The sequence below is a fragment of the Falsirhodobacter deserti genome, from assembly GCF_004015795.1.
GTDB classification, from domain to species: domain Bacteria; phylum Pseudomonadota; class Alphaproteobacteria; order Rhodobacterales; family Rhodobacteraceae; genus Falsirhodobacter; species Falsirhodobacter deserti.
Genome location: NZ_ML137218.1, coordinates 1,800,487 through 1,812,138, shown reverse-complemented (window position 1 = coordinate 1,812,138; position 11,652 = coordinate 1,800,487). Strand labels below are relative to the sequence as shown.

7 protein-coding genes are annotated in these 11,652 nt (G+C 61.7%); all 7 read left to right on the top strand.

From position 1 onward, the window contains the following. The first annotated feature begins 101 nt into the window (after positions 1-101). The 7 genes from rplJ to rpsG all read left to right on the top strand — a co-directional run bounded on the left by rplJ (position 102) and on the right by rpsG (position 11,638). Positions 102-617 carry a 50S ribosomal protein L10 gene (gene rplJ / locus JX25_RS09150; RefSeq protein WP_128254701.1) on the top strand — a complete coding sequence of 172 codons (516 nt, stop codon included), beginning with the start codon at positions 102-104 and terminating at the stop codon, positions 615-617. 66 nt (positions 618-683) lie between these two features. Beyond that, positions 684-1,061 (top strand): 50S ribosomal protein L7/L12, encoded by a 378-nt coding sequence (gene rplL, locus JX25_RS09145; protein ID WP_128254700.1) that lies wholly within the window; start codon positions 684-686, stop codon positions 1,059-1,061. 240 nt (positions 1,062-1,301) lie between these two features. Beyond that, positions 1,302-5,435: a DNA-directed RNA polymerase subunit beta gene (rpoB, locus tag JX25_RS09140; RefSeq protein ID WP_128254699.1), complete on the top strand. Its 4,134-nt coding sequence runs from the start codon at positions 1,302-1,304 to the stop codon at positions 5,433-5,435. 47 nt (positions 5,436-5,482) lie between these two features. Continuing rightward, positions 5,483-9,682, top strand: coding sequence for a DNA-directed RNA polymerase subunit beta' (rpoC, locus tag JX25_RS09135; RefSeq protein WP_128254698.1), 4,200 nt, complete (start codon positions 5,483-5,485; stop codon positions 9,680-9,682). 51 nt (positions 9,683-9,733) lie between these two features. After that, complete coding sequence (locus tag JX25_RS09130; protein WP_128254697.1) at positions 9,734-10,546, top strand: glycosyltransferase; 813 nt, start codon at positions 9,734-9,736, stop codon at positions 10,544-10,546. A 238-nt stretch (positions 10,547-10,784) separates the two neighbouring features. Next, positions 10,785-11,156 (top strand): 30S ribosomal protein S12, encoded by a 372-nt coding sequence (gene rpsL / locus JX25_RS09125; protein ID WP_128254696.1) that lies wholly within the window; start codon positions 10,785-10,787, stop codon positions 11,154-11,156. Positions 11,157-11,167: 11 nt separating this feature from the next. Continuing rightward, positions 11,168-11,638 (top strand): 30S ribosomal protein S7, encoded by a 471-nt coding sequence (gene rpsG, locus JX25_RS09120; protein ID WP_128254695.1) that lies wholly within the window; start codon positions 11,168-11,170, stop codon positions 11,636-11,638. The last annotated feature ends 14 nt before the right edge of the window (positions 11,639-11,652 follow it).

The following is an 11,652-nucleotide window of genomic DNA, read 5'->3' as shown; positions in this document are numbered from 1 at the left end:
ATCATGGCCTCGGGACCCTGTTGGGACCCGAACGTCGCCATCCTTTCGGGGGTGGGGGCACATTTGAGCCGGGGGGAAACCCCCATACTTGGAGTGAACCTGTGGATAGAGCCCAGAAAGAGCAAGTGGTCGAGGAACTCGGCCAGATCTTCGAAAGCTCTGGCGTGGTGGTCGTTGCCCACTATGCAGGTCTGACGGTTGCACAGATGCAGGATCTGCGCGCGCGCATGCGCGAAGTTGGCGGATCCGTACGCGTTGCCAAGAACAAGCTCGCCAAGATCGCCCTTGAAGGGAAACCCGCCGCTGCGATGGGTGACCTGCTCACGGGCATGACCGTTCTTACCTTCTCCGAAGATCCTGTCGCTGCTGCGAAGGTCGCGGAAGACTATGCCAAGACGACGGACAAGTTCGTCATCCTTGGCGGTGCAATGGGTGAAACGGTTCTGGATCCGGCCGGTGTGAAAGCCGTGGCCGCCATGCCGTCGCGTGAAGAGCTTATTGCTTCGATCGTCGGCTGCATCGGTGCGCCCGCGTCGAACATCGCCGGTGCCATTGGCGCGCCTGCTTCGAACATCGCTGGCATCCTCTCCACTCTGGAGGAGCGGGAAGCCGCCTGAGCAACTCTTGGCCTGCGTGGTTGAATATGCCCACGTTGGAACCCATCTTAACGAACGGAACAGAAAATGGCTGATCTGAAAGCACTCGCTGAGCAAATCGTGAACCTCACGCTGCTGCAAGCGCAAGAACTGAAGACGATCCTGAAAGACGAGTACGGCATCGAGCCGGCTGCCGGTGGCGCCGTCATGATGGCTGGCCCGGCTGCTGGCGCTGCTGCTGAAGCAGAAGAAGAAAAAACCGAATTCGACGTCGTCCTGACGGACGCTGGCGCGAACAAGATCAACGTGATCAAAGAAGTTCGCGGCATCACCGGTCTGGGCCTGAAAGAAGCCAAGGACCTGGTCGAAGCCGGCGGCAAGATCAAAGAAGGCGTGGCGAAAGCCGAAGCCGAAGAAATGAAGAAAAAGCTGGAAGCAGCTGGCGCGAAAGCCGAGCTGAAGTAATCCGGCCGGTGCCGTCCGGCATCGACGCATGACAAGGGCTGGGTCCGAAATTTCGGGCCCAGCCGAACCTGTCTTGGAGGGAGCTTTTGCGAAAGTTCCGCCCAAGGCGCGGTTCAAGGTTCGGGAGCTTGCCGGTGGGACGGCGGGCATGAATGGAACCTCAACCCCCTGCTTCGCAAGCGGCGCGCGCCCGGTCCCCGACGGACGCACGCCCGCGAGACACGAAAGGTGACCTTGAGCATGGCTCAGAGCTACGTTGGCCAGAAGCGCATCCGCCGTTACTTCGGAAAAATCCGTGAAGTTCTGGAAATGCCGAACCTTATCGAGGTTCAGAAATCCTCTTACGATCTGTTCCTGAAATCCGGCGAAGGCCAGGTGCCGGCGGACGGTGAGGGGATCAAGGGCGTCTTCCAGTCCGTCTTCCCGATCAAGGACTTCAACGAGACTGCGGTGCTCGAGTTCGTGAAATACGAGCTGGAGAAGCCGAAATACGACGTGGACGAGTGCCAGCAGCGCGACATGACCTATGCCGCGCCGCTGAAGGTCACGCTGCGCCTGATCGTATTCGATGTTGACGAAACGACGGGCAGCCGGTCGGTCAAGGACATCAAGGAACAGGACGTCTACATGGGCGACATGCCCCTGATGACGTCGAACGGCACGTTCATCGTCAACGGGACCGAACGGGTGATCGTGTCCCAGATGCACCGTTCGCCGGGCGTGTTCTTTGACCACGACAAGGGCAAGACGCATTCCTCGGGCAAACTGCTGTTCGCCTGCCGTATTATCCCGTACCGCGGTTCGTGGCTGGACTTCGAATTTGACGCCAAGGACATTGTCTTTGCGCGCATCGACCGTCGCCGCAAGCTGCCGGTGACGACGCTGCTTTATGCCCTGGGCCTGGACCAGGAAGCCATCATGTCGCAATATTACGACACGGTGTCCTACACCTACCAGAAGAACAAGGGCTGGGTGACCAAGTTCTTCCCCGAGCGTGTGCGCGGCACCCGCCCGACCTATGACCTGATCGACGCCGCGACCGGCGAAGTGATCTGCAAGGCCGGCGACAAGATGACGCCCCGAATGGTCAAAAAGCTGATCGACGAGGGCGAGGTCAAGGAACTGCTGCTGCCGTTCGACCGCATCATCGGTCGCTATGTCGCGCAAGACATCATCAACGAGGAAACCGGTGAGATCTGGGTGGAAGCCGGTGATGAACTCACGATGGAGTACGACCGCGACGGCGAGGTGAAGGGCGGTACGCTCAAGCTGCTGCTGGACCAGGGCATCACCGAGATCCCGGTTCTGGACATCGACGGCGTGAATGTCGGCCCCTACATCCGCAACACGATGGCGGCGGACAAGAACATGAACCGCGAAAGCGCGCTCATGGACATCTACCGCGTCATGCGCCCGGGCGAGCCGCCGACCGTCGAAGCCGCATCCAACCTGTTCGAAACGCTGTTCTTCGACAGCGAGCGTTATGATCTCTCGGCCGTTGGCCGCGTGAAGATGAACATGCGCCTCGATCTGGACAAGCCGGACACGCAGCGCACCCTGGACCGCGACGACATCATCTCGTGCATTCGTGCACTGACCGATCTGCGCGACGGCAAGGGCGAAATCGACGACATCGACCACCTCGGCAACCGCCGCGTGCGTTCGGTGGGCGAGCTGATGGAGAACCAGTACCGCGTCGGCCTGCTGCGCATGGAACGCGCGATCAAGGAACGCATGTCCTCGGTCGAGATCGACACGATCATGCCGCAGGACCTGATCAACGCCAAGCCGGCGGCGGCTGCGGTTCGTGAATTCTTCGGCTCCTCGCAGCTGTCGCAGTTCATGGACCAGACGAACCCGCTTTCGGAAGTGACGCACAAGCGTCGTCTCTCGGCTCTCGGGCCGGGCGGTCTGACGCGTGAGCGTGCAGGCTTCGAGGTTCGCGACGTTCACCCGACCCACTATGGCCGGATGTGCCCGATCGAAACGCCGGAAGGTCAGAACATCGGTCTGATCAACTCTCTGGCCACCTTCGCCCGCGTGAACAAGTATGGCTTCATCGAAACGCCGTACCGCAAGGTCGCGGATGGTCAGGTGACGGATGACGTCGTGTACATGTCCGCCACGGAAGAGATGCGTCACACGGTGGCCCAGGCCAACGCGACCATCGACGAGAGCGGCCGCTTCACCAGCGACCTGATCTCCACCCGCCGCGCGGGCGAGTTCATGCTGAACCCGCCGGATGCCGTGGACCTGATCGACGTGTCGCCGAAGCAGCTGGTTTCGGTTGCGGCCTCGCTGATCCCGTTCCTTGAAAACGACGACGCCAACCGCGCCCTGATGGGTTCGAACATGCAACGTCAGGCGGTTCCGCTGCTGCAATCGGATGCGCCCTTCGTCGGCACGGGGATCGAGGCTGTCGTGGCCCGCGACTCCGGCGCCGCGATCATGGCGCGCCGCGCCGGCATCATCGATCAGGTGGACGCGACGCGTATCGTTGTCCGCGCCACCGAGATGCTGGAGCCGGGCGAGCCGGGCGTGGACATCTATCGTCTGCGCAAGTTCAAGCGGTCCAACCAGTCCTCCTGCATCAACCAGCGTCCGCTGGTGAAGGTGGGTGAACAGGTGGCACGCGGTCAGGTTGTGGCCGACGGCCCCAGCACCGACATGGGCGAACTGGCCCTTGGCCGGAACGTGGTCGTCGCGTTCATGCCGTGGAACGGCTATAACTACGAGGACTCGATCCTGATCTCGGAGCGCATCCTGAAGGATGACGTCTTCACCTCGATCCATATCGAGGAATACGAAGTCGCGGCCCGCGATACCAAGCTTGGCCCGGAAGAGATCACGCGCGACATCCCGAACGTGGGTGAAGAAGCCCTGCGCAACCTGGATGAAGCCGGCATCGTTTATATCGGCGCCGAGGTTCAGCCGGGCGACATCCTGGTCGGCAAGATCACCCCGAAGGGCGAAAGCCCGATGACGCCGGAGGAGAAACTGCTCCGCGCCATCTTCGGCGAAAAGGCTTCTGACGTCCGCGATACCTCGCTGCGTCTGCCGCCGGGTGCTTACGGCACGATCGTTGAGGTGCGGGTGTTCAACCGTCACGGCGTCGACAAGGACGAGCGTGCGCTGCAGATCGAGCGTGAGGAAGTGGAACGCCTGTCGCGCGACCGTGACGACGAGCTGGCGATTCTTGATCGCAACATCTACTCGCGTCTGCGCACGTTGCTGCTGGGCAAGACGGCGGTGAAGGGTCCGAAGGGCATCAAGTCCGGCTCCACCATCGACGCCGAACTGCTGGGCACGCTGTCCAAGGGGCAGTGGTGGCAGCTTGCGATCGGCGAGGAAGCCGAGGCCAAGGACATCGAGGCGCTGCACGAGCAATACGAGGCGCAGAAGCGCCAGCTCGACCACCGCTTCGAAGACAAGGTCGAGAAGGTCCGTCGCGGCGACGATCTGCCCCCGGGCGTGATGAAGATGGTCAAGGTGTTCGTCGCGGTGAAGCGCAAGCTGCAACCGGGCGACAAGATGGCCGGTCGTCACGGCAACAAGGGCGTCATCTCCAAGGTCGTGCCGGTGGAGGACATGCCGTTCCTTGCCGACGGGACTGCGGTCGATCTCGTGCTTAACCCGCTGGGCGTGCCGTCGCGCATGAACGTCGGTCAGATCCTTGAAACCCATATGGGCTGGGCCGCGCGCGGTCTGGGCATCAAGATCGACGAGGCACTTCAGGAATACCGTCGCAAGGGTGACATGACCCCTGTTAAGGAAGCCCTGCGCCTTGCCTATGGCGACGAGACCTACGAGGCGGCCTTCGGTGACCACGAAGACGAGGATATCCTTGAAATGGCGGGCACCGTCACGAAAGGTGTTCCGATCGCAACGCCGGTCTTCGACGGCGCCAAGGAACCGGACGTGAACGATGCGCTTCGCCGCGCGGGCTTCAACGAATCCGGCCAGTCGATCGTGTTCGATGGCCGTTCGGGCGAACAGTTCGCGCGTCCTGTCACGGTGGGTGTGAAGTACATGCTGAAACTCCACCACCTGGTGGATGACAAGCTGCACGCCCGTTCGACCGGTCCGTACAGCCTTGTGACCCAGCAGCCGCTGGGCGGTAAGGCGCAGTTCGGTGGTCAGCGTCTGGGTGAGATGGAGGTCTGGGCTCTGGAAGCCTATGGCGCCGCCTACACCCTGCAAGAGATGCTGACGGTGAAGTCGGATGACGTCGCCGGCCGGACGAAGATGTACGAAAGCATCGTGAAGGGTGAGGACAACTTCGAAGCCGGCGTGCCGGAATCGTTCAACGTTCTCGTCAAGGAGGTCCGCGGTCTGGGCCTCAACATGGAACTCCTGGATTCGGAGGAAGAGTGAGGGCGGTCTCCGCCCCACTTACCCCATCCCTGTTTTAAGGACACAAGATGAACCAGGAACTGAGCACCAATCCGTTCAATCCGGTGGCCCCCGTCCGGACCTTTGACGAGATCAAGATCTCTCTGGCATCGCCGGAGCGGATCCTTTCGTGGTCCTACGGCGAGATCAAGAAGCCGGAAACCATCAACTACCGCACGTTCAAGCCGGAACGTGACGGCCTGTTCTGCGCGCGCATCTTCGGGCCGATCAAGGACTACGAATGCCTGTGCGGCAAGTACAAGCGCATGAAGTATCGCGGCGTTGTCTGCGAAAAGTGCGGCGTTGAAGTCACGCTCCAGAAGGTGCGCCGCGAGCGTATGGGCCATATCGAGCTGGCCGCGCCCGTTGCCCATATCTGGTTCCTGAAGTCGCTGCCGTCCCGCATCGGCCTGATGCTGGACATGACGCTGCGCGATCTGGAACGCATCCTTTACTTCGAAAACTACGTCGTGATCGAGCCGGGTCTGACCGACCTGACCTATGGCCAGCTGATGAACGAGGAAGAATTCCTCGATGCGCAGGACCAGTATGGTGCCGACGCGTTCACGGCGAACATCGGTGCGGAAGCCATCCGCGAGATGCTGGCCGCGATCGATCTGCAGGCCACTGCCGATCAGCTGCGTGAAGACCTGAAGGAAGCGACAGGCGAGCTGAAGCCCAAGAAGATCATCAAGCGTTTGAAGATCGTCGAGTCGTTCCTGGAATCGGGCAACCGCCCCGAGTGGATGATCCTGACCGTTCTTCCGGTGATCCCGCCGGAACTGCGCCCGCTGGTCCCGCTGGACGGCGGCCGGTTCGCCACGTCCGACCTGAACGACCTGTATCGTCGCGTGATCAACCGGAACAACCGCCTGAAGCGCCTGATCGAGCTTCGCGCGCCGGACATCATCGTGCGCAACGAAAAGCGGATGTTGCAGGAAGCCGTCGACGCGCTTTTCGACAACGGCCGCCGCGGCCGCGTGATCACGGGCACCAACAAGCGCCCGCTGAAATCGCTGTCCGACATGCTGAAAGGCAAGCAGGGCCGTTTCCGCCAGAACCTTCTGGGCAAACGCGTCGACTTCTCGGGCCGTTCGGTCATCGTGACGGGGCCGGAACTGAAGCTGCACCAGTGCGGCCTTCCCAAGAAGATGGCGCTGGAACTGTTCAAGCCCTTCATCTATTCGCGCCTGGAGGCCAAGGGCCTGTCCAGCACCGTGAAACAGGCGAAGAAACTGGTCGAGAAAGAGCGCCCCGAGGTTTGGGACATCCTTGACGAGGTCATCCGCGAGCATCCGGTTCTGCTGAACCGTGCGCCCACGCTGCACCGTCTTGGCATCCAGGCGTTCGAGCCGATCCTGATCGAAGGCAAGGCGATCCAGCTGCACCCGTTGGTTTGCTCGGCGTTCAACGCCGACTTCGACGGCGACCAGATGGCCGTCCACGTTCCGCTGAGCCTTGAGGCCCAGCTGGAAGCGCGCGTGCTGATGATGTCGACGAACAACGTTCTGTCGCCCGCCAACGGCGCGCCGATCATCGTTCCGTCGCAGGACATGGTGCTTGGTCTTTACTATACGACCATGCAGCGTGACGGCATGAAGGGTGAAGGCATGGCCTTTGCCTCGATCGAGGAAGTGGAGCACGCCCTTGCCGCCGGCGAGGTGCATCTGCACGCCAAGATCCAGGCGCGGATCACGCAGATCGACAACGAAGGCAACGAGGTCGTCAAACGCTACGAGACGACGCCGGGCCGCCTGCGTCTGGGCAACCTTCTGCCCAAGAACGCCAAGGCACCGTTCGAGCTGGTGAACCGCCTGCTGCGCAAGAAGGACGTCCAGAACGTCATCGACACCGTCTACCGCTATTGCGGCCAGAAGGAATCGGTCATCTTCTGCGACCAGATCATGGGCATGGGCTTCCGTGAGGCGTTCAAGGCCGGCATCTCGTTCGGCAAGGACGATATGCTGATCCCCGACACCAAGTGGACCATCGTGAACGAGGTCCAGGAGCAGGTGAAGGACTTCGAACAGCAGTACATGGACGGCCTGATCACGCAGGGCGAGAAGTACAACAAGGTCGTGGACGCCTGGTCGAAGTGCAACGACAAGGTGACCGAGGCCATGATGTCGACCATCTCGGCCACGCGTCATGACGAGAATGGCGCCGAGATGGAGCCGAACTCGGTCTACATGATGGCCCACTCCGGTGCCCGGGGTTCGGTCACGCAGATGAAGCAGCTGGGCGGGATGCGCGGCCTGATGGCCAAGCCGAACGGCGAGATCATCGAAACGCCCATCATCTCGAACTTCAAGGAAGGTCTGACCGTTCTTGAATACTTCAACTCGACCCACGGCGCCCGTAAGGGTCTGTCGGATACGGCGCTGAAGACGGCGAACTCGGGTTACCTGACCCGCCGTCTGGTGGACGTCGCCCAGGACTGCATCGTGCGCGAGCATGACTGCGGCACCGAGCAGGCGATCACCGCATCCGCCGCGGTCAACGAGGGCGAAGTCGTCGCCCCGCTGTCCGAGCGTGTGCTGGGCCGTGTGGCTGCCGATGACATCTTCGTTCCGGGGACGGACGAGGTTCTGGTTGCACAGGGCGAGCTGATCGACGAGCGCAAGGCCGACGCGATCGACCAGGCGAACGTGGCATCGGTCCGCATCCGCAGCCCGCTGACCTGCCAGGCCGAAGAGGGCGTTTGCGCCATGTGCTATGGCCGCGACCTTGCGCGCGGCACGCTGGTGAACCAGGGCGAAGCTGTCGGCATCATTGCCGCACAGTCCATCGGCGAGCCGGGCACGCAGCTGACGATGCGGACGTTCCACATCGGCGGCGTTGCCCAGGGTGGTCAGCAGTCCTTCCTCGAAGCCTCGCAAGAGGGTCGGGTGGAGTTCCGCAACGCCCAGCTGTTGGAAAACGCAGCCGGCGATCAGGTGGCGATGGGCCGCAACATGCAGCTGGTCATCATCGATGACGCGGGGCAGGAGCGTGCGACGCACAAGGTTACCTATGGTACCAAGGTGCACGTACGTGACGGCGAAGTGATCAAGCGCGGCACCAAGCTGATCGAATGGGACCCCTATACCCTGCCGATCATTGCGGAGCGTTCGGGTACGGCCCGTTTCGTGGACCTCGTCGCGGGCCTGTCCGTCCGCGAGGACACGGACGAAGCCACCGGCATGAGCCAGAAGATCGTTTCGGACTGGCGCACGGCCCCGAAAGGGAACGAGCTGAAGCCCGAGATCATCATCATGGACCCGGAAACCGGCGAACCGATGCGTGGCGAAGGCGGCAACCCCGTCTCCTACCCGATGTCGGTGGATGCGATCCTGTCGATCGAAGATGGTCAGGAAGTCAAGGCCGGCGACGTGGTGGCCCGTATTCCGCGTGAAGGCGCGCGGACGAAGGACATCACCGGTGGTCTGCCGCGCGTTGCGGAACTGTTCGAAGCCCGTCGTCCGAAAGATCACGCCATCATCGTGGAAAACGATGGCTACGTGCGCTTCGGCAAGGACTATAAGAACAAGCGCCGCATCACGATTGAGCCGGTGGACGAAAGCCTGCAGGCCGTCGAATACATGGTGCCGAAAGGCAAGCACATCCCGGTGCAGGAAGGCGACTTCGTGCAGAAGGGTGACTACATCATGGACGGCAACCCGGCTCCGCATGACATCCTGCGGATCATGGGGATCGAGGCGCTGGCCAACTACATGATCGACGAAGTGCAGGAGGTTTACCGACTGCAGGGCGTGAAGATCAACGACAAGCACATCGAAGTCATCGTGCGGCAGATGCTGCAGAAGTACGAGGTCTTGGATTCGGGTGAAACGACGCTGCTGAAAGGCGAACACGTCGACAAGGCCGAGCTTGACGAGGTCAACGCCAAGGCCGACCAGCACGGCATGCGCCGCGCCACGGCCGAGCCGATCCTGCTGGGCATCACCAAGGCGTCGCTGCAAACGCGCAGCTTCATCTCGGCGGCGTCCTTCCAGGAAACCACGCGTGTGCTGACCGAGGCTTCGGTTCAGGGCAAGCGCGACAAACTGGTCGGCCTTAAAGAGAACGTCATCGTCGGCCGTCTGATCCCGGCAGGGACGGGCGGGGCGACCAGCCGCGTGAAGCAGGTTGCTGCCAAGCGCGACGCCACCGTGATCGAGGCACGCCGATCGGCTGCCGAGGCTGCGGTGCCGCTGGCAGCCCCGGAAGCCGCGCAGGGCGACAACTAAGACAGAAAAAGGCCCTCCGGTTCCGGGGGGCCTTTTTTTGCAGGAGGGCAAGTGAAGATACAGATGCTTGGCTTGTGCCGTTTTTCGCTTCTGTCGGAAGGCGGCTTCAAAGTTGTTCACGAAACGCTCGATGAGCGTCGGCGTCTGCTTTACGATCCGGACCGCCTGGCCCAGCGTTTCCTGTGGTTCGAATATGTCGCGCTTCCGTCATGGGCGCGGCAGACCGATCCCGATTTCAAGCTTGTCATCGCCGTGGGGGAGGATTTCCCGCTGCCATGGCTGGAACGGTTGCACGATCTCGTCTCTCCCATCCCGCAGATTGTGATCGAACTGTGCCCCCCCAACCACCACCGGCAGGTTTGTCGGACGGCCATGTTGCGGCATGCGGACCCTTCTGCCGATCGGATGGTGCTGTTCCGGCACGACGACGATGACGCGGTGGCGATCGACTATGTGGAAAGCTCCCGGCGGGATCTGCAGAGACTGGGTGGCATGGCGGACACCTATCCGCTTTTCTATCTGGATTACCCACGGGGCTTCACCCTGGATTATGACGGGCAGGTGCTGACGTTGAACCCGCAGATCACCCATACACTGGGCGTCGCCCTCAATATCGTGGCGCCGGCGGGGCATGACAGGGGTGCACTGGATTATCCGCATCACAAGCTGATCACCCTGATGCCGGGGGTCAGCCTGTCGGACCCGATCATGTATCTGCGTGGCAAGCACGAAACGAATGACAGCCGGCCGCCCGCGCGAGGCGGGGCGCCCTTTGCGTTCGATCAGACGCACGAGACGCGAATGCTTGCACGCCGCTTCGGTATCGATCTGCCTGCCTTCCGCAGCGCCCTTGGCCTTTGTTGACAATCGGCGCGACTCCACCTATACGCGCGGTACCGAATTGCGGGTTTGCCCGCCGCGAACACCTTCGGGTTATGTAGTGGTCATGATCCGGGCGAGAGCCCCGATCCTCTGGAATTCCACCGCGCCGTCCTTCACGGGATGGATGCGGTTTTGGCGTTTCATATGAAACGTCCTGAACTGGCGCCCCCCGAGAGGATCCGGGCAGGCGTCCACGCAACAGGAAGCAACGGGGAACCGAATGCCGACGATCCAACAGCTCATCCGCAAACCGCGGGAGCCGAAGAAGAACCGCTCCAAGTCACAGCACCTGGAGTCTTGCCCGCAGAAGCGCGGCGTTTGCACGCGCGTCTACACCACCACGCCGAAGAAGCCGAACTCGGCTATGCGGAAAGTGGCGAAAGTGCGCCTCACCAACGGGTTCGAGGTGATTTCGTACATCCCGGGCGAAAAGCACAACCTGCAAGAGCACTCCGTCGTGCTCATCCGCGGCGGCCGCGTAAAAGACCTTCCGGGCGTCCGTTACCATATCCTGCGCGGCGTGCTGGACACGCAAGGCGTCAAAGATCGTCGTCAACGCCGTTCGAAATACGGCGCGAAACGTCCGAAGTGAGGTTCTGAGAGATGTCCCGTCGTCACGCCGCCGAAAAGCGCGAAATCCTTCCCGATGCCAAGTTCGGCGATCGGGTTCTGACCAAGTTCATGAACAACCTGATGATCGATGGCAAGAAATCCATTGCCGAATCGATCGTCTACAACGCGCTCGACCGCGTTCAGACCCGTCTGAAGCGCGAGCCGATCGAAGCCTTCCACGAAGCGCTGGACAACGTGAAACCTTCCGTCGAAGTGCGTTCGCGCCGCGTCGGTGGTGCAACGTACCAGGTTCCGGTCGAAGTCCGCACGGAGCGCCGCGAGGCGCTGGCGATCCGCTGGCTGATCACCGCTGCCCGCAAGCGCAACGAGAACACCATGGAAGAGCGTCTTGCCGCTGAGCTTTCGGACGCGGTCAACAACCGCGGCACCGCTGTGAAGAAGCGCGAAGACACGCACAAGATGGCCGACGCGAACAAAGCGTTCAGCCATTACCGCTGGTAACCCATCAGCCTGAG

Coding starts and splice junctions, on each gene's coding strand:
- rplL (WP_128254700.1), top strand. CDS start 684: ATGGCTGATCTGAAAGCACTCGCTGAGCAAATCGTGAACCTCACGCTG.
- rpoB (WP_128254699.1), top strand. CDS start 1,302: ATGGCTCAGAGCTACGTTGGCCAGAAGCGCATCCGCCGTTACTTCGGA.
- rpoC (WP_128254698.1), top strand. CDS start 5,483: ATGAACCAGGAACTGAGCACCAATCCGTTCAATCCGGTGGCCCCCGTC.
- rpsL (WP_128254696.1), top strand. CDS start 10,785: ATGCCGACGATCCAACAGCTCATCCGCAAACCGCGGGAGCCGAAGAAG.
- rpsG (WP_128254695.1), top strand. CDS start 11,168: ATGTCCCGTCGTCACGCCGCCGAAAAGCGCGAAATCCTTCCCGATGCC.